At 72.2% G+C, this 23,142-nt stretch carries 20 protein-coding genes; 5 read left to right on the forward strand and 15 right to left on the reverse strand.

Annotated features, from left to right (window positions below; translation table 11 throughout):
- Positions 1 to 4: 4 nt before the first annotated feature.
- The 11 genes from argF to OG627_RS06885 all read right to left on the reverse strand — a co-directional run bounded on the left by argF (position 5) and on the right by OG627_RS06885 (position 13,805).
- Positions 5 to 1,021: an ornithine carbamoyltransferase gene (gene argF, locus OG627_RS06835; RefSeq protein WP_329062455.1), complete on the reverse strand. Its 1,017-nt coding sequence runs from the start codon at positions 1,019 to 1,021 to the stop codon at positions 5 to 7.
- Between the two features lie 121 nt (positions 1,022 to 1,142).
- Positions 1,143 to 2,375 carry an arginine deiminase gene (locus OG627_RS06840; RefSeq protein ID WP_329062457.1) on the reverse strand — a complete coding sequence of 411 codons (1,233 nt, stop codon included), beginning with the start codon at positions 2,373 to 2,375 and terminating at the stop codon, positions 1,143 to 1,145.
- A 121-nt stretch (positions 2,376 to 2,496) separates the two neighbouring features.
- Positions 2,497 to 5,097, reverse strand: coding sequence for a polynucleotide kinase-phosphatase (locus tag OG627_RS06845; RefSeq protein ID WP_329062459.1), 2,601 nt, complete (start codon positions 5,095 to 5,097; stop codon positions 2,497 to 2,499).
- Positions 5,094 to 6,713, reverse strand: a complete 1,620-nt coding sequence (locus OG627_RS06850) for a 3' terminal RNA ribose 2'-O-methyltransferase Hen1 (RefSeq protein ID WP_329062461.1) — start codon at positions 6,711 to 6,713, stop codon at positions 5,094 to 5,096. The genes OG627_RS06845 and OG627_RS06850 overlap by 4 nt, the downstream gene beginning before the upstream one ends.
- 82 nt (positions 6,714 to 6,795) lie before the next feature.
- Complete coding sequence (gene mmuM / locus OG627_RS06855) at positions 6,796 to 7,704, reverse strand: homocysteine S-methyltransferase (protein ID WP_329062463.1); 909 nt, start codon at positions 7,702 to 7,704, stop codon at positions 6,796 to 6,798.
- A gap of 99 nt (positions 7,705 to 7,803) precedes the next feature.
- The gene (locus OG627_RS06860; RefSeq protein WP_329062465.1) at positions 7,804 to 8,727 is read right to left on the reverse strand and encodes an LLM class F420-dependent oxidoreductase; all 924 of its coding nucleotides are present in this window, start codon (positions 8,725 to 8,727) and stop codon (positions 7,804 to 7,806) included.
- A gap of 59 nt (positions 8,728 to 8,786) precedes the next feature.
- Entirely contained in the window at positions 8,787 to 9,344 is a 558-nt protein-coding gene (locus tag OG627_RS06865; protein ID WP_329062467.1) for a DUF6099 family protein, read from the reverse strand.
- 145 nt (positions 9,345 to 9,489) lie between these two features.
- Positions 9,490 to 9,831, reverse strand: a complete 342-nt coding sequence (locus OG627_RS06870; RefSeq protein ID WP_443073610.1) for a nucleotide pyrophosphohydrolase — start codon at positions 9,829 to 9,831, stop codon at positions 9,490 to 9,492.
- A gap of 5 nt (positions 9,832 to 9,836) precedes the next feature.
- Positions 9,837 to 10,991: an ATP-binding protein gene (locus tag OG627_RS06875; protein ID WP_329062471.1), complete on the reverse strand. Its 1,155-nt coding sequence runs from the start codon at positions 10,989 to 10,991 to the stop codon at positions 9,837 to 9,839.
- A 169-nt stretch (positions 10,992 to 11,160) separates the two neighbouring features.
- Positions 11,161 to 11,547, reverse strand: a complete 387-nt coding sequence (locus OG627_RS06880; protein ID WP_329062473.1) for a cell division protein SepF — start codon at positions 11,545 to 11,547, stop codon at positions 11,161 to 11,163.
- A gap of 140 nt (positions 11,548 to 11,687) precedes the next feature.
- Positions 11,688 to 13,805 carry a glycogen debranching N-terminal domain-containing protein gene (locus OG627_RS06885; RefSeq protein WP_329062475.1) on the reverse strand — a complete coding sequence of 706 codons (2,118 nt, stop codon included), beginning with the start codon at positions 13,803 to 13,805 and terminating at the stop codon, positions 11,688 to 11,690.
- Positions 13,806 to 13,981: 176 nt separating this feature from the next.
- On the opposite strand from OG627_RS06885, the gene OG627_RS06890 reads away from it, so the two are divergent.
- The 5 genes from OG627_RS06890 (at position 13,982) to OG627_RS06910 (ending at position 19,388) form a co-directional block, all read left to right on the forward strand.
- Positions 13,982 to 15,031: a LacI family DNA-binding transcriptional regulator gene (locus OG627_RS06890; RefSeq protein ID WP_329062477.1), complete on the forward strand. Its 1,050-nt coding sequence runs from the start codon at positions 13,982 to 13,984 to the stop codon at positions 15,029 to 15,031.
- A gap of 78 nt (positions 15,032 to 15,109) precedes the next feature.
- Complete coding sequence (locus OG627_RS06895; RefSeq protein ID WP_329062479.1) at positions 15,110 to 16,354, forward strand: sugar ABC transporter substrate-binding protein; 1,245 nt, start codon at positions 15,110 to 15,112, stop codon at positions 16,352 to 16,354.
- A gap of 186 nt (positions 16,355 to 16,540) precedes the next feature.
- Complete coding sequence (locus OG627_RS06900; protein ID WP_329062481.1) at positions 16,541 to 17,527, forward strand: carbohydrate ABC transporter permease; 987 nt, start codon at positions 16,541 to 16,543, stop codon at positions 17,525 to 17,527.
- Positions 17,524 to 18,459, forward strand: coding sequence for a carbohydrate ABC transporter permease (locus OG627_RS06905; RefSeq protein WP_329062483.1), 936 nt, complete (start codon positions 17,524 to 17,526; stop codon positions 18,457 to 18,459). The genes OG627_RS06900 and OG627_RS06905 overlap by 4 nt, the downstream gene beginning before the upstream one ends.
- Before the next feature lie 77 nt (positions 18,460 to 18,536).
- Positions 18,537 to 19,388, forward strand: a complete 852-nt coding sequence (locus tag OG627_RS06910) for an endo alpha-1,4 polygalactosaminidase (RefSeq protein WP_329062485.1) — start codon at positions 18,537 to 18,539, stop codon at positions 19,386 to 19,388.
- A gap of 16 nt (positions 19,389 to 19,404) precedes the next feature.
- On the opposite strand, the gene OG627_RS06915 is transcribed toward OG627_RS06910, so the two are convergent.
- From OG627_RS06915 to OG627_RS06930, 4 genes are all read right to left on the reverse strand, one after another.
- Positions 19,405 to 20,547 (reverse strand): DUF5954 family protein, encoded by a 1,143-nt coding sequence (locus tag OG627_RS06915; RefSeq protein ID WP_329062486.1) that lies wholly within the window; start codon positions 20,545 to 20,547, stop codon positions 19,405 to 19,407.
- 175 nt (positions 20,548 to 20,722) lie between these two features.
- The gene (locus OG627_RS06920; protein ID WP_329062488.1) at positions 20,723 to 21,151 is read right to left on the reverse strand and encodes a hypothetical protein; all 429 of its coding nucleotides are present in this window, start codon (positions 21,149 to 21,151) and stop codon (positions 20,723 to 20,725) included.
- Between the two features lie 53 nt (positions 21,152 to 21,204).
- The gene (locus tag OG627_RS06925) at positions 21,205 to 21,930 is read right to left on the reverse strand and encodes an HAD family hydrolase (protein WP_329062491.1); all 726 of its coding nucleotides are present in this window, start codon (positions 21,928 to 21,930) and stop codon (positions 21,205 to 21,207) included.
- A gap of 229 nt (positions 21,931 to 22,159) precedes the next feature.
- The gene (locus OG627_RS06930) at positions 22,160 to 23,131 is read right to left on the reverse strand and encodes a ScbA/BarX family gamma-butyrolactone biosynthesis protein (protein ID WP_329062493.1); all 972 of its coding nucleotides are present in this window, start codon (positions 23,129 to 23,131) and stop codon (positions 22,160 to 22,162) included.
- Between the last annotated feature and the right edge of the window lie 11 nt (positions 23,132 to 23,142).

The following is a 23,142-nucleotide window of genomic DNA, read 5'->3' on the forward strand; positions in this document are numbered from 1 at the left end:
ACCGTCACTCCGCAGCGGAGTCCCGGCCCAGCGTGGCCACCAGTACGGCCTTGATGGTGTGCAGCCGGTTCTCGGCCTCGTCGAAGACGACCGAGTGCGCCGACTCGAACACCTCGTCCGTGACCTCCAGCTCCGTCAGACCGTGCCGCTCGTGGATCTCGCGGCCGACCGCGGTGCCCAGGTCGTGGAAGGCCGGCAGGCAGTGCAGGAACTTCACCCCGGGGTTGCCGGCGGCCCGCAGCACGTCCATGGTCACGGCGTACGGTCCCAGGGCGGCGATCCGCTCGTCCCAGACCTCCTTGGGCTCCCCCATCGACACCCAGACGTCGGTGGCGACGAAGTCCGCGCCCGCGACGCCCTGCGCGACCTCCTCGGTGAGGGTGAGCCGGGCGCCGCTGGCGGCCGCCGCCTCGTCGGCCAGCGCGCGGATCTCCTCGCTCGGCCAGTAGGCGCGCGGCGCGACGATCCGTACGTCCATGCCGAGCAGGGCGCCGGTGACCAGGTACGAGTTGCCCATGTTGAAGCGGGCGTCGCCCAGATAGGCGAAAGCGATCTCCGTCAGCGGCTTGTCGGTGTGCTCGGTCATGGTGAGCACGTCGGCGAGCATCTGCGTGGGGTGCCAGTCGTCCGTGAGGCCGTTGAAGACGGGCACACCGGCGTACGCGGCCAGCTCCTCGACCGTCGCCTGGGCGTCCCCCCGGAACTCGATGCCGTCGAACATCCGGCCGAGCACCCGGGCGGTGTCCTTGGCCGACTCCTTCTTCCCGATGTGCGAGCCCGCCGGGTCGATGTACGTCGTGGCGGCGCCCTGATCGGCGGCGGCCACCTCGAAGGCGCAGCGCGTCCGGGTCGATGCCTTCTCGAAGATCAGCGCGATGTTCTTCCCGCGCAGCCGCTGGACCTCGGTGCCCGCCTTCTTCGCGGCCTTGAGTTCCGCGGCCAGATCGATCAGGCCGCGGAACTCCTCGGCCGTGAAGTCCAGCTCCTTGAGGAAGTGGCGGCCTTCGAGGTGTATCGCCATGATGGCTGCTCCCTGGAGCGCGTGAGGTGGGCGGCGGACGAATAATTGGAACCGTAACTATATACGATGCCCCGTATTGCTATACAGCCCCCGCCACGCACCCCCGGCCGCGGTGGCTTCGCTACGCGGCGTCCCGCTCCACCGGGCAGCTCATGCAACGGGGCCCGCCCCGCCCCCGGCCCAGCTCGCCGCCGGGGATCTCGACCACCTCGATGCCCTGCTCGCGCAGATGGGTGTTGGTGGTGACATTGCGCTCGTACGCGACGACGACCCCGGGCTCGACGGCGAGCACGTTGCAGCCGTCGTCCCACTGCTCGCGCGCCGCCGAGTGCACGTCCTGCGTGGCGGTCAGCACCCGGATCGAGTCCAGCCCGAGCGCCGCCGCGATGGCCCGGTGCATGTGCTCGGGCGGATGGTCGGTGACCTTCAGCTCCCGGCCGTCGGCGCCCGGTTCGATGGTGTACGAGCGGAGCATGCCGAGCCCCGCGTACTGCGTGAAGGTGTGGTCGTCGACCATCGTCATCACCGTGTCGAGATGCATGAACGCCCGCCGCTTGGGCATGTCGAGCGCCACGATCGTGGTGGCGGAGCCCGCCGCGAAGAGCCCGCGCGCCAGCATCTCGACCGCCTGCGGGGTGGTGCGCTCGCTCATCCCGATCAGTACGGCTCCCCTGCCGATCACCAGGACATCGCCGCCCTCGATGGTGGAGGGGTAGTCGTCCTGCCCCTGCGACCAGTGGTGGAACCCGCCCGCGCGCGGTCCCGCGAAGAGCGGATGGTGCTTGTAGATCGCCTCGAAGTGCACGGTCTCGCGCTGCCGCGCCGGCCAGCGCATGGCGTTGATGGACACCCCGTCGTAGATCCAGGCGGAGGTGTCCCGGGTGAAGAGGTGGTTGGGCAGCGGGTCCAGGAGGAAGTCGTCGAGATCCATCACATGGAAACGGACCGAGATCGGCTCCGCGTGCCGCTCCAGGAAGTCCCGTTTGGTCATCCCGCCGACCAGCGCCTCCACCAGCTCGTCCGTGGGCAGCCCGTCGAAGATCTCCCTGAGGTGGCCGGTGGCGAGCGGGCCGTACTCCTTCTCGTGGAAGACCCGGTCCAGCACGAGCCCGCGCGCGGCCGGCAGCTCCAGCGACTCGCGGAGCAGATCACCGAAGAGATGGACCCGCACCCCCCGGTCGCGCAGGACGGCGGCGAAGGCGTCGTGCTCCTCCTGCGCGCGGCGCACCCAGAGCACGTCGTCGAAGAGCAACGCGTCCTTGTTGCCCGGGGTGAGCCTCTTCAGCTCCAGATCGGGGCGGTGCAGTATGACGCGGCGCAGCCGCCCGGTCTCGGAGTTCACCTGGAATCCCATGACCCCATCGTGGCGCGATCACCCCGCGAGCACCACCGTCACCGGGCGGCAGCGGCCGGCAGCGGCCGGATTCGCATCCCGGCCGCTGCCGGACGCACGTCCTGGCCGCTGCCCGACGCCTTCAGAGCCGGGGGTCGACCGGCTCCGACTCCAGGGCGAGTACGGCGAAGACCGCCTCGTGGACCCGCCACAGCGGCTCGCCGTCCGCGAGCCGGTCCAGGGCCTCCAGGCCGAGTGCGTACTCCCGCAGCGCCAGGGACCGCTTGTGGCCGAGGAACCGGCCGCGCAGCCGCTGGAGGTTCTCCGGCCGGGTGTACTCGGGTCCGTAGACGATCCGCAGATACTCCCGGCCGCGCACCTTGATGCCCGGCTGGACGAGCCGGCCCTTGCCGTCCTTCGCCAGCCCCTGGAGCGGCTTGACGACCATGCCCTCGCCGCCCCGCTCCGTCATCTCCAGCCACCAGTCCACACCGCCGCGCACCGAGCCCTCGTCGCCGGTGTCGACGAGCAGCCGCCGGGTGATCTGGAGGAGACCGGTCGGGTCGTGCTCCACCAGCCGGTCCAGCCAGGCCAGTTGCCGGTCGTGCGGGACGGTGGCGAGGTTGCGTCCCCGGGCCGCCAGCAGCTGGAACGGTGCGATCCGTACCCCCTCAAGTCCCTCGGTGGGCCAGCAGTAGCGCCGGTACGCCTCGGTGAACGCCGCCGCGTCGGCCGCGCGCTCGCGCTGCCCGGCCAGCAGCTCCGCGACCTCGACGCCCCGGGAGGCGGCGGCTTCCAGCGCCCTGGTCACCACGGGGAAGGCGGCGCCGGCGGCGGCGCCCACCGCCGCGTACTGGGTGCGCAGCAGCCCGGTGGCCTTCAGCGACCAGGGCATCAGCTCGGCGTCCAGCAGCAGCCAGTCCGTGTCCAGCTCCTGCCAGAGCCCGGCGGCGCTGACGGCGGCGCGCAGCCGCTCCAGGATCTCCTCGGTGACGGCGGGGTCGTCGAAGAACGGCCTGCCGGTACGGGTGTGCAGCGCGCCGGTCGGACCGGCCACGCCGAAGCGCTCCTCGGCCGCCGCCGCGTCCCGGCAGACCAGCGCCACCGCGCGGGACCCCATGTGCTTCTCCTCGCACACGACCCGCTCGACGCCGTCGGCGCGGTACTGCGCGAACGCCTCGGCCGGGTGCTCCAGATAGCCGTCCAGCGCCGAGGTGGCGGTCGGGGCCATGGTGGGCGGGAGGTAGGCGAGCAGGCGCGGGTCGACCGCGAAGCGGCTCATGACCTCCAGGGCCGCCGCCGCGTTCTCCTCGCGTACGGCGAGGCGTGCCATGTGGCGGGTCTCCACGATCCGCCTGCCCCGCACGTCGGCGAGGTCCAGCGGACGGCCCTCCCTGCCGCCGGGCGCCTCGGTGGCCAGCGGCTTGACGGGCTCGTACCAGACGCGCTCGGCCGGCACGTCGACCAGCTCGCGCTCCGGCCAGCGCAGCGCGGTCATCTTCCCGCCGAAGACGGCGCCGGTGTCGAGGCAGATGGTGTTGTTGATCCAGGAGGTGTTCGGGACGGGAGTGTGGCCGTACACCACGGCCGCCCGGCCCCGGTAGTCCTCGGCCCACGGGTAGCGCACGGGCAGGCCGAACTCGTCGGTCTCGCCGGTGGTGTCGCCGTACAGGGCGTGCGAGCGGACCCGGCCCGAGGTGCGGCCGTGGTACTTCTCCGGCAGCCCGGCGTGGCAGACGACCAGCTTGCCGCCGTCCAGGACGTAGTGGCTGACCAGGCCGCGGATGAACTCGCCCACCCGGGCGCGGAACGCGTCGTCCTCCCGCCCCAGCTGCTCCACGGTCTCGGCGAGGCCGTGCGTGAGCTGGACCTTGCCGCCCTTGAGCCAGCGGCCGAGCTTGTTCTCGTGGTTGCCCGGCACGCACAGGGCGTCGCCCGCGGCGACCATGTCCATCACCCGGCGCAGCACACCGGGGCTGTCGGGGCCGCGGTCGACGAGGTCGCCGACGAAGACCGCCGTACGGCCCTCGGGGTGGGCTCCGTCCACGTAACCGAGCTCGGCGAGCAGGGTCTCCAGCTCGGAGCGGCAGCCGTGGATGTCTCCGATGATGTCGAAGGGGCCGGTGAGGTGTCTGAGGTCGTTGTAGCGGCGTTCGCGCGTGACCCGGGCGTCGGTGGCCTCCGCCTCGCCGCGCAGGATGTGGACCTTGCGGAAGCCCTCGCGCTCCAGGCCGCGCAGGGAGCGGCGCAGTTCGCGCTGGTGCCGCTTGATCACATGGCGGGGCATGTCGGCCCGGTCGGGGCGCGCGGTGTTGCGGGCGGCGCACACCTCTTCCGGTACGTCGAGGACGATCGCGACGGGCAGCACGTCGTGTTCCCGGGCCAGCCGTACGAGCTGTCCCCGGGCCTCGCTCTGCACGTTGGTCGCGTCCACGACGGTCAGCCGGCCGGCCGCGAGCCGCTTGCCCGCGATGTAGTGGAGTACGTCGAAGGCGTCGCCGCTGGCGCTCTGGTCGTTCTCGTCGTCGGCGACCAGGCCCCGGCAGAAGTCGGAGGAGATGACCTCGGTGGGCCGGAAGTGGCGCCGGGCGAAGGTCGATTTGCCGGAGCCGCTCGCGCCGATCAGCACCACGAGGGAGAGGTCGGGGACGGGGAGGGTGCGCGGGCCGCGGACGGCGGGGGCGGCGTCGGTGTCGGTGCCGCTGTTCCTGTCGGTGCCGCTGTTCCTGTCGGTGTCGGTCATGCGGCCTTCTCCTCCTTCTTGTTCCCGTTCTCGTTCTTGCTCTCGTTCTTGCTCTCGTTCTTGTTCCGGTCGCGGTGCGCTGTCGCCGTGACGCTGAAGACCGCCATCTGTGTGGGCGGGCCCACTTCGGGGTCGTCCGGGCCGACGGGGACGTATGCCACGTCGTAGCCGTGGCGCCGGCCCACCGCCTCCGCCCAGGTACGGAACTCCTCGCGGGTCCACTCGAAGCGGTGGTCGCCGTGGCGCACGTGCCCGGCGGGCAGGGTCTCCCAGCGCACGTTGTACTCGACGTTGGGGGTGGTGACGATGACCGTCCCCGGGCGCGCGGAGCCGAAGACCGCGTACTCCAGGGCGGGCAGCCTCGGCAGGTCGAGGTGTTCGACGACCTCGCTGAGTACGGCGGCGTCGTAGCCCTTGAGCCGCTTGTCGGTGTAGGTGAGGGCGCCCTGCGTCAGCGTGACGCGCGCGGCCTGCCGCTCGCCGATGCGGTCCAGCTTGAGCCGGCGGGCGGCGACGGTCAGGGCCCTCACGGAGACGTCCACCCCCAGCACGCGCGTGATGCGGACGTCCTTGAGGAGCGCCTGTATCAACTGGCCCTGTCCGCAGCCGAGGTCGAGCACGGTGCTCGCGCCGGCGTCCCGGAGGGCGGACAGGATCGCCGCGCGCCGCTGTTCGGCGAGCGAGGGCTCCGCGCGTACCTCCGCGACGGCGGGAACGGCGGCGGGAACGCCGGCTTCGGCTCCCGTGCCGGTGCCGGTGTCCGCGTTGGTTTCGGTGTCGGTGCCGGTGTCGGTGTCGGGAACGTCCTCCACGGCGTTGTCGATCGCCTCGACCGCGATGTCGTCGGCCTCGGCCAGCCGGACCAGCTCAAGACGGCCCATGGCGGCCCGGGTCAGGCTCCAGCGGCGGGCCAGATAGCGGCTGGTGATCAGCTTCTGCTCGGGGTGCTCGGCCAGCCAGCCGTCGCCCGCCCGCAGCAGTTTGTCCACCTCGTCGGGCGCCACCCAGTAGTGCTTGGCGTCGTCGAGCACCGGCAGCAGGACGTACAACTGGCGCAGCGCGTCGGCCAGTCTCAGTTCGCCCTCCAGGACGAGCCCCACGTAACGGGAGTCGCCCCACTCCGGGAACCGCTCGTCCAGCGCCACCGGCCGTACGTCCACCGAGGCCCAGCCGAGCGGCTCGAAGAGGGCCCGCACCAGCTCGGCGCCGCCGCGCGCCGGCACCGCCGGGATCTCGATCCGCAGCGGCAGCGGGCTCCCGGCCCGCTCGGGCAGCGCCCGGCAGTCCCCACGCAGCGCGCTCCTGAAGACGGTGGTGAGCGCGACCGCCAGCAGCGAGGACGCCGCGTAGGGACGGTCGTTGACGTATTGCGCGAGCGTCGCGTCGGGCGCCCCGCCCCGGCCCTTGCCCTTGCCCCGCCGCACCAGCGCCACCGGATCGATCTCCAGCAGCAGCGCGGCCGTGCAGCGCTCGGCGGTCGCCTCGGGGTAGAGCACATGGGCCGTGCCGTGTGCCGTGGAGAACGTCTGGGCCCGATCGGGATGCTTGTGCAGCAGAAAGCCGAGATCGGTCGCGGGACGTTCCGGGGTGCCGGTGGTACTGATCGTCAGGAACACCTGATCGAGTATTGCCCTTCGGCCCCGCCGCGACGAGGGGTTTTCGCCGATCGGCGCCCGCGCGGGCGCCGATCGGCCCCGGCTACGCGGCCCCGGCCGTCAGCGCGGCCAGCTCCGCGATCTCGGCGGGCCCCACCCGGCAGCAGCCGCCGACCAGTCGCGCGCCCGACGTGCCCCAGGAGCGCACCCGGGACGGGTCGAACGCGGCCTGCCCGCGCCAGCCCCTGGCCGCCGCGTCCCACTCCTCGCCGCTGTTCGGATAGGCGACGACCGGCTTGCCCGTCACCGAGGCGGCGATCTCGACGGCCCGGTCCGTGTCGGCGGGCTCGCAGCAGTTGACGCCCACGGCGATGACCTGATCGTTCCCGGCGGCCAGGGCGAACGCCTCGGTCAGCGGCTGACCGGCGCGGGTCTGCTCGCCCGCGACCGAGTACGAGAGCCACACCGGAACGCCGCAGCCCTCGGCGGCCCGCAGCAGGGCCCGGGCCTCGTCCGCGTCGGGCACGGTCTCCAGGGCGAGGACGTCGGGACCCGCCGAGGCGAGGGCCTCGATCCTGGGCCGGTGGAACCGCTCCAGCTCCGCGACCGGCAGTCCGTACCGCCCCCGGTACTCGCTGCCGTCCGCGAGCATCGCGCCGTACGGGCCGACCGAGGCGGCCACCCATACCTCCCGCTCCCCCGCGTCGGCCGCGCGGCGCGCCAGCTCCACGCTGCGCGCCAGCAGCGCGGTCGCCTCGTCGCGGGCGACGCCGCGCCGGGCGAAGCCCTCGTACGTCGCCTGGTAGCTGGAGGTGATCAGCACCCGCGCGCCCGCCCGTACGTACGCGGCGTGGGCCGCCTCGATCTGCTCGGGGCTGTCGACCAGGAGCCGGGCCGACCAGAGCGTGTCGGACAGATCGCAGCCCTGGGCCACGAGCTGGTTGGAGAGACCGCCGTCGAGGACGACGGTCTCCTCGGCGAGGGCTGCGGCGAGGGTGCGGACGGGCTTCACGGTTACTCCAGTACTCCGGTGCCCGGTACCCCGGCCGCTGCCGCGCCCGGGGTACCGGGGAAATTCAGACTTCGGTGTTCAGTCTCGCAGGCGTCCCTGTCAGCTCAGCTGGGACTGGACCTGCGCGGAGATCAGCTCCAGCTGGTCGAGGTCGTCGAGGTCCATCACCTGGAGATAGATACGCGACGAACCGACGGCGGCGTAGCGGCCGATCTTGTCGACCACCTCGGCGGGCGAGCCCGCCAGCCCGTTCGCCTTCAGCTCCGCCACCTCCCGGCCCAGGACCTCGGCGCGCCTGGCCACCTCCGCGTCGTCCTTGCCCACACAGACCACCAGCGCGTTCGAGTACACGAGGTCGTCCGCCTCGCGCCCGGCCGTCTCGGCGGCGGCCCGCACCCGGCCGAACTGCCGCTCGGTGTCCTCGACCGAGGCGAACGGGATGTTGAACTCGTCGGCGTACTGAGCGGCGAGGCGCGGGGTGCGCGTCGCGCCGTGTCCGCCGATCAGGACGGGCACCTTGCGCTGTGCGGGCTTGGGCAGCGCGGGCGAGTCGGTGAGCTGGTAGTGCGTGCCGTCGTGGCTGAAGGTCTCGCCGACCTCCGTGGCCCACAGCCCGGTCACGATGGCCAGCTGCTCCTCCAGCCTGGCGAACTTCTCCTTCGGGAACGGGATCCCGTACGCCTTGTGCTCCTCCTCGAACCACCCCGCGCCGAGCCCCAGCTCGACCCGGCCGCCCGACATCTGGTCCACCTGCGCGACCTGGATGGCCAGCACCCCCGGCAGCCGGAACGTCCCGGCGGTCATCAGGGTGCCGAGCCGGATCCGCTTGGTCTCCCGCGCCAGTCCGGCCAGGGTGATCCAGGCGTCCGTCGGCCCCGGCAGACCGTCGACGGAGCCCATCTTCACGTAGTGGTCGGAGCGGAAGAAGGCGTCGAAGCCCAGGTCCTCGGTGGCCCTGGCCACGGTCAGCAACGTGTCATAGCTCGCCCCTTGCTGGGGCTCGGTGAAGATTCGGAGATCCATGGCCTCCATCCTGCACCTTCGCCCCACGGCCTCACGCACCCCTCCCACCACGGCCGATGTCACAACGGCCCCACCGGCGAGTCGGCCGTACCGTCCCGCTCCCGCTCCCGCACCCACCGCCGTTCCAGAGCCCCGCCCCAATCCGGATGTCGTTCCCGCTCGCGCTCGCGGTCACGGTCCCGGGTCATGAGCCGGCGCAGCATCCCGCCCACCCGGTCGCCGGACTCGTCGGCGGCGTCGATCGCCTCCATGCACTGCCAGTAGAGCCCCTCCTCGTCCGTGTCGCAGGCCACCGCGACCAGCGCGATCCCCACCTCGCCCAGCAGCACGGCCAGCGCGGCCAGCGCCTCCCGCGCGTCGGGCACCCCCGAGAGCCTGCGCGCCCGTATCCCCCCTTCGGTGAGCCCCGGCTGGTCCGGCACTCCGCAGCCGCGCCCGCTCGCCTCGCACAGCTCACGCGCCTCGCCCCGCAACTCCGTCGGCCCGCCGAGCGCGAGATGGTGGCCGATCGCCCGGGCGAGAGCCTGGGCCTGCCACGCCTCCGTGAGAACCTCCAACGCCTCCGTGCTTCCCGCCAGGGCATGGCGGCTCACCCCGATGAGCCGTTCCGCATTCATCCGCTGCCCCCATTCGTACGACAATCCTGCCCGCCAACTCCCACTACCCAGAGTGAGGGAACGGCGACAGAAAGGCCAGAGCATTGCGGAAATCTGTGGACAGCTGACTCGTTGTGCATAAGTCGCTCACTCCGCAGAGTGACGATCAGCCGGAATCCGGGCGCTCCACCGGTCCCTCGGCCGGGAAGCGGACCTCATTCCGCTCCACCTTCGCGGCGAGCGCCGTCAGCGGGTCGACCCCCAGCACCGCGCAGAACTGAAGGAGATACGCGAGCACGTCCGCGACCTCGTCGGCCACCCGGTGGGCCGACTCCGGGTCCTCCATCACCCGCGCGGACTCCTCCGGCGTCAGCCACTGGAAGATCTCCAGCAGTTCGGACGCCTCGACGCTCAGCGCCGCCGCCAGGTTCTTGGGGGTGTGATACCGCTCCCAGTCGCGGGCCGCCGCGAACTCGGTCAACCGCTCCTGCAACCGCGCCATATCCATGTCCGTCACGGGGTCAGGTCTACCACCGTCGCCCCGGCGGTCCCGCGCACGCACGAGGCATCGGCGACCGTCCCGACCAGCCTGAGGCCGCCCTCGGCGCAGACCCCGGCAGCCAGCGAGAGCAGCTCCCGCGCCTGCCGCCGGTCCAGGCTGCGGTCGAATCCGTCGGCGAGCACGGTGAGGGAGCGCAGCGCCGGATCCACCTCCCCGGGTCCGGCCGGCCTGACCACACCGGGAGTGCTCACGCCGGTGAGCAGCACCAGCGCGAGCGCCAGGTAGCGCAACTCGCCCTCGCCCAGCCGCTCCAGCGGGGTCGCGGCCCGGACGCCCGAATCGTCGCGGGCGAGCAGCGCCCGTACCGTACCGTCGGCGAGCCGCTCGACGGCCAGCTCGGTGACCGGGCCCGCGCAGCCGGCCCGCGCGGCCGCGGCCAGCCGGGCGAGGAGGGCGCCGTGCGGGTCCAGGGCGCGGCCGAGGAGCCGGTCGAGGACGGCGGGAAGGTTCTCGCAGCCGCGGCCGAGACGCTCGCGCCCCGCGGCCACCGGCCGCCGCATGAGCTGCGGCTGCGGGTCGCAGACCAGCACGGAACGCAGCGCGAGCACCGCCTGCTCGGCGGCGGCGAGCACCCGCAGCTGTCCCTGCGTCCGGCCAGCGACCCGCAGCGGCAGCAGCGCCGTGCCCAGCCGGTCGTCGGGCAGCGGCGCGCGGGTGACGGGGACGGCGCCCGCCGTGTGCCAGGCCGCCTGGACCGTGCGGCGCCCGGGATCGCGCAGCGCCGTGGCCAGCAGGGTCTGATCCCCGCCGGTCAGCCGCTCGCCCACGATGCGGAGTTCGGGCTCGGCCTGGACCGCGAGGTCGAGGCGGACGGGACCGGCGGGTCCGTCGACGGTGCAGCCGATCCGAAATCCGCGCCGTCCCTGCGCGTCGGCGGCGGCCCGCTCCGGGACACAGGCCGCCGCGTCGGGGAACGCCTCCCCCAGCGGCGCGCCAGCGCCGAGCCGGGCGAGCGACTCGTACGCCCGCAGCGCCGTGGTCTTGCCGCTGCCGCTCGCCCCGGTGAAGAGCGTCAGCGGGCCCAGCGGGAAGGCCGCCCCGCGGTGCGAGGTGAAGGCGGAGAGCCGCAGCTCGGTGACGGCGGGACGGGTGCGGGAAGGTTCCATGGCCGGACCGTATGCGGCCGCCCGAGCGCCGAACCGTTCCTGCTGGGCCCGCTTCCCACCTTCGGGGGACGGGGCCCGGAACAACGGGGCGCGCGGCGACGCGACGGCGGCGCGTACCGCACGAGTACGGCACGGATACCGCACGGGTACGGCACGGATCAGGCGTCGCTCAGGGCAGGGTGTCCTCGGGCGCCCCCTCCACCTCCGTACCGTCGGGCGCCAGCAGGAAGACGTTCTTGTCGACCCGGTGCATGGCGCTGCCCAGGCCGAAGACGACTCCGCTGCTGAAGTCCAGGATCCGCTTGGCCACATCGGGCTCGGCGCAGGTCAGGTCCAGGAGTACGGGGATCTCGGCGAGCAGGTGGTCGGCGACCTCCCGCGCGTCGCCGAACACCTGCACCCGCAACACGATGAACCTGCGGTTCTCCTCCGCGTACCGCGGGACGGTCCGGTGGTCGACCCGCGAGGGCCATTCGTCGCGGCCCCGCAGCGGGACGACCTGGGCCAGGCCCTCCCACTGCTCGTCGGTGGCGTCGTACCTGTCGTACCTGCTCACCGGACCACCTCGCCCGCACACTGTGTCTGCATCCGGACATCCTCCCGTCCCTCACCCGTTCGGCCCATCAGCGACACGGCCCGGCCGGCGATCGGCTTGGGCCGCGCCGGTCGCCGGGTGGCGGGCCGGCCGCCGATGCGTCAGCGGGCGGCCGGGTGCTCCCGCCGTACCTCCAGACCGGCCGGCGCCTCGATGTGCGCGGTGCCGTCGGCGTCCACCGAGATGTCCAGCCGGCCGCCGGCGACCTCGAACCCCTCGGCCCTGAGCGGCCGGTAGGCCTCCGCGAACGCGGGCGCCACGGTCAGCGTACCGCCGGGTACGTCGGCGGAGAGCCCCAGCGCGGACTGGAGCACCACGACCGACGAGGCCGCCGCCCACGCCTGCGGACGGCAGGAAGCGGGGTACGGCGAGGGCACCGGGTCGCTCGCGGCGCCATGGCCGGCGAACAGCTCGGGCAGCCGCGCGTCGAAGCCCGCGGAGGCCGTGAGCAGACCCCCAGCGAGACTCGCGGCGGCGTCCGCGAACCCGGCCCTGGACAGCCCGTGGACCGCGATCGCGGTGTCGTGCGGCCAGATGGAACCGATGTGGTAGCCGTACGGGTTGAACCCCACGGAGTCGCTGCTCAGGGTGCGCAGCCCGTGCCCCGAGTCCAGTTCGGGCCCGCTGATCCGGGCGGCGAGCAGGGCGCTCTCCTCGTGGTTGAGCAGGCCCGTACCGAGCAGGTGACCGAAGCCCGAGGTGACCGAGTCGACCGGCTTCCCGTCCCGGTCGAGGGCGACGGCCGGGTAGGCGCCGCGCTCGTCCTCCACCCAGAACCGGGCGCGGAAGCGGTCGCCGAGCCGCTCGGCCCACTCCTCCCACCGGTCGGCGTCCGGCCGTCCGAAGGCGCGCAGCAGGGCGGCGCCGCCACGCGCCGCCTCGTACGCGTACGCCTGGACCTCGCACAGCGCGATCGGGGAGGCGGCGAGCCGTCCGTCGCGGTGCCGGATGGAGTCGCCGGAGTCCTTCCAGCCCTGGTTGGCTAGGCCGCGCCCGGTCTGGTCGACGTACTTCAGGAAGCCGTCGGGGTCGGCGTCGCTCTGGGCGCGCATCCAGCCCAGGGCCGATTCGGCGTGCGGCAGCAGCTGTTCGACCTGCTCGGGGGCGAGGCCCCAGCGCCAGGAGTCGTGCAGCAGGGTGATCCACAGCGGGGTGGCGTCGACCGTGCCGTAGTAGCAGGGCGGCAGGGAGAAGTTGTCGTCGAAGTTCTGGGCGGCCCTGCGCACTTCGTGCAGGATCTTGCCGGGCTGCTCCTCGGTGGCCGGGTCGGTCGCCGTGCCCTGGCGGCGGGCGAGCGTGCGCAGCGTACCGGCGGCGAGGCCGGTGCCCAGGGGCAGCAGCATCCGGGCGGCCCAGAGCGAGTCGCGGCCGAAGAGGGTGAGGAACCAGGGGGCGCCGGCGGCCAGGAACTGGTCGGCCGGGCCGGACTGCGCGGGCGTGGTCGGGTCGGTCAGCCGGAGCCGGTCCAGATCCGCGACCGACTGGCCGAGCCACTGGTCGAAGCGCCGGTCGGCGCTGCGCAGGACCGGGGTGCTCCAGGGGAGGGTGCCGGCCGGGGGCGCCGGGAACTGGTCGCCGTCCGCATGAGAAGCGTCACACCGCAGTACGGCGGTCCACGTCCCGCCGGGCGCCAGCGCGACGTCGTACGCGAGGCGTCCGGACGCGGCGTCGAGGGCGGTCGGCCGGGGCGAGCTGGTCAGGGCGGCGGAGAAGGTGTCCCGGGTCCAGCCGAATCCGTCGCCCGCGGCGTTGGGGGCCGCGGGGAGGAGGTCGCACGCGTCGCCCTGCTTGACGCGCTCCATCGGGGCGAGGTCGGTGGTGGCGGTGACGACGATCCGGACGGTGATGTCGCGGATGCCCGCGTTGTTCACTTCGAGGGTCTCCTCCAACTGCCCGGAGGTGAGCCGTCGTCGCCGGTGCAGGGTGACCGCCGGGTCGGGCGTCGACTCGCCCAGACCGCGCAGCACGGCGCGGAAGGACGCCCGGTCCGCGCCGTCGAATCCGCCCCGGGCGGGTGCGACGGCGATGCCGTCCGCCTCGACGGTCAGCTGGGCCAGCGCTCTGCTGTCGCCGTGGTAGAAGCCGTCGGCGCCCCCGGCGATCTGCCCGTCCGCGTGGGATATCGCGAAGCTCGGCGCGTACAGCGTCACACACGCGTCGTGCAGGAAGGGCTGGAGGCCCTCGGTCGAGGGGCCGGCCGCCGCCGCGACGGAGTTCATAACGTCGTGGGTCTTGACAGTAGTGGACAACAGAGCAGAACCTCTCAGTCATTGGAGCGTTCCAAGAACCCTAACGACGACTTCAGCTCGTTGACAATGGCATTGGAACGCTCCAATCAACTCATCGCTTCACATGAACAACTCATCGCTTCACACGAACGGTTCCGGAGACAGTCATGCCCCGCCCCGCCGACAACCCCGCGCCCAAAGCCGGTCCTGTGACCCTGGCCATGGTGGCGCGCCGGGCCGGGGTGTCCCCGCAAACCGTCTCGAACGCCCTGAACTCCCCCGGGCTGCTGCGCCCCGAGACCCTGGAACGGGTCAGCCGCACCATCGACGAGATGGGCTACCGCCCGCACCGCGCCGCCCAGACACTGCGCACCCGCTCCAGCAAGCTCATCGGTTACGGCATCCGCCCCACCGCCGCCGGCCTCGCCGCCCCGGTGATGGACCGCTTCCTGCACGCGCTGTCCCAGGCCGCCGACGAGGCCGGGTACCGGATCCTGCTGTTCGCCTCGCCGCCCGGCAGCGCCAGCCTGGACGGACACGACGAGCTGCTCGACCTGCACAGTGTCGACGGTTTCGTGCTGAGCGGCACCGACCGGGGCGACCCGCGCCAGGCGTGGCTGGCCAGGAGCGGGGTGCCGTTCGTGGGCTTCGGCCGGATGTGGTCGGGCCGGCAGATCGGCGACTGGGCCGATGTGGACGGCGCCTCGGGCACCGACGCGGCGGTCGAGCACCTGGTGGGCCTCGGCCATCGCAGGATCGCCTTCCTCGGCTGGCCGCGCGGCTCCGGCGTCGGTGACGACCGCGCGGAGGGCTGGCGGCGGGCCATGCGCCGGCACGGGCTGCCGGTACGCGGCCGGCGGGCGCACAGCGTCGACGACATCACCTCGGCGCGGGAAGCCGCCGGTCCGCTGCTCGACGCGGGCGCCACGGCCGTGGTCGCCGCCAGCGACGTGCTCGCCATGGGCTGCTACCAGGCGCTGCGCGAGCGCGACGCCGTACCGGGCGAGGACGTCGCCGTCATCGGCTTCGACGACTCCCCCACCGCCGCGCTGCTCTCCCCCGGACTGACCACCCTCGCCCAGCCACTGGAGGCCGTGGGCCGCGAATGCGTCCGGCTGCTGCTGGCCCGGATGGCGAAGCCCGACGCCGCCCCCGGGCGCGTACTTCTCGAACCCACGCTCGTCGTACGGGGCAGCGCACCGCCGCCCGGCGGCTGAACCCGTACCCGCGCGACCCGTATCACGCCCCCTTCCGGGGCGACTGAGCCGCATTTTTCATCTTTCATGGAGGAATACATGGTCACCCGCACGGCCGTCGCCGCCCTCGCCACCTGCGCGGCGCTGCTGACCGCCACCGGCTGTTCGTCCAGCTTCGACAGTGGCAAGGAGCCGGCCCAGGACAAGGCCGCCCAGCAGAAACTGACGGTACTGATCGCCACCTCGGGGGACGCCGAGACCCAGGCCGTCAAGGCGGCGACCGCCGCGTACGCCAAGGAGTCCGGCAACTCGGTCACCGTCGAGATCGCGAAGGACATGAACCAGCAGCTGGCCCAGTCCTTCGCCGGGCACAAGCCGCCGGACGTCTTCTACGTCAACTCCGACCAGTTCGCGAACTACGCCAAGGGCGGCTCGCTGTACCCGTACGGCGACCAGATATCCGACGCGGACGACTTCTCGGAGCAGCTGCGCACCTCGTTCTCGTACGACGGCAAGCTGGTGTGTCTGCCCAAGGACACCTCCACCCTCGGTCTCGCCATCAACACCGACCTGTGGAAGAAGGCCGGGCTGACGGAGAAGGACTACCCGAAGGACTGGGACCAGCTGAAGTCCGTCGCCGGCAAGCTCACCGGCGACGGCGTCACCGGGCTGGTCACCAGCGACGAGTACCAGCGGCTCGGGGTCTTCATGAAGCAGGCGGGCGGCTGGATCACCGACGCGGACCAGAAGAAGATGACCGCCGACGCGGCCGCCAACGCGAAGGGGCTCACCTTCGTCCAGTCCCTGCTGAAGTCCGGCTCGATGAAGTTCGCCAAGCAGGTCGACACCAGCTGGGGCGGCGAGGCGCTCGGCAAGGGCAAGGCCGCCATGACCATCGAGGGCAACTGGCTCGACGGCGGCATGAAGCTCGACTACCCGGACGTCAAGTACGCCATCGCCCCGCTGCCCGCCGGCCCGGCCGGCCAGGGCACCCTCGCCTTCAGCAACTGCTGGGGCGTGGCCAGTGAGAGCAAGCACCGCGCGGCCGGCGTCGACCTGGTGAAGTACCTCACCTCGGCCAAGCAGCAGAACGCCTTCGCCGACGCGTTCGGTGTGATGCCCTCGCGCGCCAGCGCGCTCACGACGTACGCGGAGCAGCACCCCACCGCCAAGGCGTGGGTCGAGGGCAGCGCCTACGCGCAGGGCCCGGTGACCATCGCGGGCTTCGACAAGGTGCTCAGCCAGTTCAACACCGACCTTCAGTCGCTGCGCACCGCCGACCCGAAGAAGATCCTCGCCGACCTTCAGCGCAACGGCGAACAGGCGATCGCGAAGGGCAACTGAGCCCCCATGTCCCTCCGCACCACACGCGCGCGCAATGCGGCGCGCAGCGCGACACCCCGATCGACCGGCGCACCGGGCGAACCTGACACGCCCGGCGCGACCGGTACGCCCCCGACGGCCCGCAACCGTGCCCCGCGCGCGGGCCGTCGGGGGGAAGGCGCCTGGGGCTGGCTCTTCGTCAGCCCCATGGTGATCATCCTCGGTCTGTTCCTGGTCCTGCCCATCCTGATGGCGCTCTGGGTGAGCCTGCTGCACTGGGACGGGCAGTCCAACCCGTTCGGCGGCCAGGCCGACTTCGTGGGCCTGGACAACTACCGGGCGCTGCTCACCCAGGACGGTCTCGACCGCACGCTCTTCGCGACCTCGCTGCGCAACAACGCGTACTACGTCCTGCTGACGGTGCCGCTCCAGACCCTGCTCGCGCTGGGTCTGGCGCTGATCGTCAACCAGAAGGTGCTGCGGGCCAGGGGCGCCCTGCGCACGACGTTCTTCTTCCCCTCGGTCACCAGCTCCATCGCCGTCTCGACGGTGTTCCTCTTCCTCTTCCAGGGCAGCGGGGCCGTCAACTCCCTGCTGTCCTGGATCGGGGTCAAGGGGCCGAACTGGTTCGCCGACCCGCGCGGTGTCCTCTCGCTGGTCCTGGGTGATCTCGGCATCGTCGATCCCGAGAAGCCGGCCGGGATGCTGGCGAACCACTCCTTCATGGGCCTGTCCTGGTTCGAGTGGCTCTCGGGCCCCTCGGTCGCGATGTGCACGATCATCCTGCTGGCCGTCTGGACCACCTCGGGCACCTTCATGCTGATCTTCCTCGCCGCGCTCCAGGACATCCCCCGGGAGCTGGAGGAGGCGGCTGCCCTGGAAGGGGTCAACCGCCGCCAGCTGCTGCGGTACGTGACGCTGCCCGCGCTGCGTCCCGTGCTGTTCCTGGTCCTCACCCTGGGGCTGATCTCCACCTGGCAGGTCTTCGACCAGGTGTACGTGATGGGCCAGGGCGCTCCCGGCAATACGACGCTGACGCCCGCGTTCCTGTCGTACTCCTCGGGCTTCGACAACGCGGACTTCGGCCAGGGCTCGGCGATCGCGTTCATCCTGCTCGCCCTGATCCTCTGCCTGACCGCGTTCCAGCGCTGGGTGCTGCGGGAACGCGGCGAGCGCACCGGGAGGAAGCGATGACCGCCACCGGTACGACCGAGGACCGACGGGCCGGACGGGCCCGCCGCAAGGCTGCGCGCGCCGCGTCCCGTCCGGTGCTGACCCGCTTCCCCACTCCGGCCAGGGTGCTCGGATACACCCTGGTGGTGGGGGTCGGGCTGCTCTATCTGATGCCCTTCGCGATCCAGCTGGTCACGGGCTTCAAGACGGACCCGGACGCGGCGGCGAATCCGCTGTCGCTGCTGCCCACCACGCCGACGACGGCCGCCTATCAGCGGCTGTTCGGGCTGAGCGAGTCGGCGCAGGGGGTGCCCTTCCTGCGCTGGCTGTCCAACTCGGCGTTCGTGGCGGTGCTCGTGACAGCGGGCCGGGTGCTGTTCGACTCGATGGCCGGGTACGCGCTGGCGCGGCTGCGCTTCCGGGGCCGTTCCGTGCTGTTCGGCTTCGTGCTCGCGGTGATGGCGGTGCCCGGGGTGGCGCTGCTCATCCCGAAGTTCCTGGTGCTCAACACCTTCGGGATCTTCGACACGTACACCGCGATGATCGTGCCGCTGCTGGTGGACGCGGCGGGGATCTTCATCATGAAGCAGTTCTTCGAGTCGGTGCCGCGCGAGGTCGAGGAGGCCGCCCGGGTCGACGGGGCCGGGGTGTTCCGGATCTTCTGGTCGGTGGTCCTGCCGATGGCCAGGCCCGCGCTGATCACCCTGACGATCCTGTCGTTCCAGGGGTCGTGGAACGAGTTCACGCACTTCCTGGTCGCCACCCAGTCCGGCCAGTACGAGACGCTCACCACGGGGCTGGCCCGCTTCGTCTCGGGCGGGCTCGGCGGCGGCACCCAGTATCCGCTGAAGCTGGCGGCCGCGCTGCTGTCCACCCTGCCGGTCGCGGCGCTGTTCTTCTGCTTCCAGCGCTACTTCGTGAACGGGGCCAACTCCGGGGCCGTCAAGGAGTGACCGGGCCGGTCGGGCGGGCGGCGGGCGCGATGGGAAACTTGACGCGTCCGCCGCTCCTCCGACCGCAAGGCGCCGCTGTGCCGTTCCCCTCCGTCACCCGCATATCGGTGGCACCCCTGCTGCTCGCTCTCTCGCTCGTCCTGTCGGGGTGCGACACCACCGGAAGCGGTGATTCCGCCGCCCCCGACGCCTCCGCCACCACCGGCCGCCAGGTCGAGCAACTGCCGGCCGACCGGCCCTTCGACTATCAGCTCGGCGGTCCCTACACCCCGCCCGAGGGGGTGCGTACGGTCGTCCGGGACCGTACGGCCGCTCCGGAGCCCGGCGCCTACAACATCTGCTACGTCAACGCGTACCAGACACAGCCGGACGCCGTGAAGTGGTGGCAGAAGAACCATCCCGATCTGCTGCTGCGGGACGCCGGCGGCGATCTGGTCGTCGACGAGGACTGGCGGGAACCGCTGCTGGACATCTCCACCGCCGGCCACCGCGAGCGGCTGGCGGATATCGTCGGCGGCTGGTTCGACGGCTGCGCCGAGAAGGGGTTCGACGGGCTCGACTCGGACAACCTGGACTCGTATCTGCGCTCGGACGGGCTCCTCGACCAGAAGCAGGCGGCGGCCTTCGCCGAGCTGCTGGTGGAACGGGCCCACCGGGCCGGGCTGGCGATCGGCCAGAAGAACGCCGCGGACATGGCCCCGCTGATCCACAAGCTGGGGTTCGACTTCGCGATCGCCGAGGAGTGCGCGCGGTACGACGAGTGCGCGGCCTACGCGGACGCCTACGGCGACAAGGTGCTGGTCATCGAGTACCGCAAGGCGGATCTCACGGCCGCGTGCCGGGAGTGGGGCGAGCGGCTGGCGATCGTCCTGCGCGACCGTGATCTCGTCCCCGCGGGACGGTCCGGCCATGTGAACGAGCGCTGCTGACCGGCCCGGGCGCGGCTCAGGAGTCCGTCTCCGACGGCTCGCCGCGCCCGGCCCGCAGCTCCTTGCGGCGCTTCTCCTCCTCGTCGAAGAGCGCGGACAACCGCTGCGCCCTGTCGTCGAGTTCGATGGGCTCTTCCGTCTCCTCGCCGTCCTCCGGGATCAGCCCCTGTGCGAGCTGCTGCTGGTGCTGCACCATCACCGGCGGCTGGGGGTCGTGGTCGGAGAGGCGCGGGCCCTCCGGACCGTCGGGGCCGATGCGCACCAGGCGTTCGATCCGCGCGACCCTGAAGTGGCGTCCCTCCACGGTCAGTTCGTCGCAGCGCTCCGCGTCGAGCCGGTCCGCCGCCGCCGAGTAGGGCACGCGTTCGGCCGGGCCGAGTCCGCGCTTCCAGGGGATCATCACCCGCAGCTTCACGGCCAGGGAGTCCCGCGCGTTCTGCGGTGTGACGGAGGTGGCGGTGGACTCCGGCCGCCAGCGCCCGGAGACACACTCGGTCGTCATGAAGGTGGCCGGCAGCAGCGCCCCGCCGGGATGCGTCTGCGCGGCGGCCAGCGCGTCACCGCGCACGTCCGGCGGGACCGTGCCCGACTTCGGTACCAGGGAGAGGAGTTCGACCTTCAGGATGCCCTCCGACATGCCGGTGGCGATGACCGGATCGAAGACGAACCCGGCGGCGGGGTCCGGGGCCCTGTGCGACTCGCCGGGCTCCATGGGGTCGGGGTCGGTGGGACGCGGGGGCTCGGGCCCCTCGGGTCCCGACCGTACGTAACACTCCGCCCGCGCCACCCGGTAGCGCGTGCCGAGCACGGTCATCTCGTCGTTCGTCTCCCATTCGGTCCGTTCCGCCGCGCGCAGGCACTCCTGGCGCGCGGGCTCGTCACCGGCGCGCTCGCACTCCTGGGCCAGCATCCGGAACTGCGCGCCCATGCTGTCGCGGCCGTCCTGCGGAGCCAGCCCCGAGAACGAGGAGATCAGCTCCCAGCCGCCCGCCTCGCGCTCACGCACCACACCGAAGAGCGGGCCACCCGCCGAAAGGATGTCCGGATACACCTCGCGCGCCTGCCACGCCGCGACATCCGCCACCGCCTCGACCGGGCCGTCCGGGCCTGCCACCCGGATCGTGCGGTACGCGGGCACGTTCTCACCATGCTCAGCCATCCCACCAGCATGCCCATGCGGACGGGGCGCACGGGGTGAATCGGCGGAAACAACAGCCGACCGCGTGACCTGGGTCCACACTCGTACACACGTGTGAAATCGAAGCCCTCTCCGAGGTCGCCACGTGCCGTCCCGGCACCCGGGGCGCTACTCCTTGGGTGCTGTCCCTTGGGCGCTATCGCGGTCGCCGGGGCCAGCGGGGAAGTCTCAGCCCCCGGCGGCGCGCCCGCGACGGGAGCGCGGGACCCGCGCCCCGGTACGGCAGGCCCGTGTCACCACCGCCCGTGCCCTCGGGAGCGGTTCCGGTGTCGACGGGAGGGTGCAGCCCCTCCTTGTCGTACCGGGCGGTGGCGATGGTCTCCACGAGCCGCTCCTCGCTGAAGTCCTCGGATCCGCTCACATGCGGAACGAATCCGACCAGTACACCGTCCTGCACGACCTCCGCCCGCAGCCCCATCACCGCGTCGATGTCCCAGATCGCCTCACCGCCGCCGATGAGCACGATCTGCACCCCGCACTGGTAGACGCCCAGATGGGCCAGGTGCGCCATCACACCCCGGGCACGCAGCGACGAGACGAGACGGCCGGCGCGTTCCTCATCCATCCGTGGCCATCTCCCTGCGCGGCGGCATTGGGGCTGATATGTCCCTCAGGGATTCATGGTAGGCCGATTTCCTGCGCGGGCGCGCCTCCGCGCGACAACTGGGCGGGCACCCGGGTGCCGGCCCAGCCGCGTACCTCCGGCTCGTCCAGCGAGCGGACCCACAGGTCCACCAGCGCCACGGTCCGGTCGCCCGGCCAGGGGCCGACGCCCATGATGCGCATCCCCGCGCGCTCGGCGGACAGGATGCCGACGTGGGAGTCCTCGACCGCCAGGGTGTCGGCGGGGTCGGCGCCGCAGAGCCGGGCGGCCGTGAGGTAGACGTCGGGGTGGGGTTTGGGCCTGATCGTGCCGTCCGGCACCACGACATGGCCGAAGTGGCCGAGCAGACCGGCGGTGCCGAGGCAGGACTCGACGACCTCCCTCGGGCAGTTGCTGGCGACCGCCAGCGGGGCGAACCGGGCTGCTTCCGCGACGAGTTCGCGGGCGCCCGGCATGGTGAGCGGGTTGTCGTCGACCAGCGCGCGGAAGTGCGCGAGCAGTCTGCCGGTCATCTCGTCGCCGAGTTCCGGCCGGCCGGCCTCCTCGGCCATGAGAAGGCCGCATTCCGTGTAGTGCAGGCCCTTCGCCCGCTCGGCGAAACCGGGGGCCGGGGTGAATCCGTACTCCCGCAACGCGTGAATGCGGGCGTCCTGCCAGTGGATTTCGGTGTCCATGAGAGTGCCGTCACAGTCGAAGACGATGGCGGCGGGGGTCCAGGAAAGGATGCGTTGAGCTGTCATCCGGCTTTTTCCATTCGGGAAAGCCCTGATCGCGGCAGCACGGGCCGCCGCACCGGTGCGAAACACCGCGGGCGCGTTGTGGTCACCCGCGGACGTGCGGGTGGGATTCCAGGCGGGCACCGGCCTCTACGGAGAGCCTGTCGGGCGACCGCCGAAGAACATAACGATCGCTACGCTAGGGAGCATCACTCAGGGCAGTCAAGCGATTGCCATTAGTGTCCCTATGTGTTTATTGGTAGCTCAGTACGCCGAATGCCTTCTGTTCGCCACCCTGAAGAAAGCGGAAGACGCAGGTCGTGTGGTGCGGCACGCACAGAACTCGGGCAGCCGGCGCGTATTCGATGAACCGCGCGGTTTTCAGCCGACCGGCGGAAGGCCGCATCAGTCTTCCCCCGCTCGCGACCGCCGCCGCCTGCCGGGCCGCCTCCAGAACGATCATGCCGGGAAGGTGATCGGTGGCGTGATCGAAGAAGTAGGGATGTCTCGGATCCGCGGGTTCCACCAGGAGGGTGGCGCGGTCGACCGCGATCATGACGTCGTGCGCGCCGTTCACCCCGAGCCGGTGGGCGGCGGGCCGTACCGGCCGGGCCGTCAGCACCGGCGCGCCCGGTGACCCGCGCGCCGGCTCGGGCGCCCCCGCGCCCCCGGCCCGTACGGCGTCGTACCGCTCCGCGCTCAGGAACCGCGAGCCACCGCCGGCCCGAGCGAAGACCACCCCGTCGGCGCGGTAGGAGACCTGGAGCCGCAGCCCGGTGACCTCGCCGCCCGGCCCCCGGCGCACCCCGCCGACCAGCACACGGCAGTCGACCTTCGTGGCGCCGGAGCGCGCCACGGGCTCGCCGCGCGGATCGGTCTCGAAGTACAGATCGGTGATGACCAGCCGGTCCGACGGGGCGACCCCGAAGTACCGCAGCGGTACGTAGATGCCGAGCTGCCGCAGCGTCTCGACGATCATCAGCGGGCTGTGCAGATCGGCGCCGTCGCGCGGAAACGTCGGATGGGACCTGGGCCAGGACGCCGCGGCCTCGAACCCGCCGCCCCGGGCGCGCCGTACGTCGGTCAGCAGCACCTCGGCCACGGAGTCGCGGTGGACCAGCTCGCGCGGGACGGTGCGCGACCAGGACAGCGGGCGGGGACGGGCCGGCGCGCCGCGCGCGGGGCCGCCGTCCACGGGCGCGTCACTCGCGGGTGTGCCACTCACGGACGCGCCGC

The organism is Streptomyces sp. NBC_01429 (assembly GCF_036231945.1).
GTDB lineage: Bacteria > Actinomycetota > Actinomycetes > Streptomycetales > Streptomycetaceae > Streptomyces.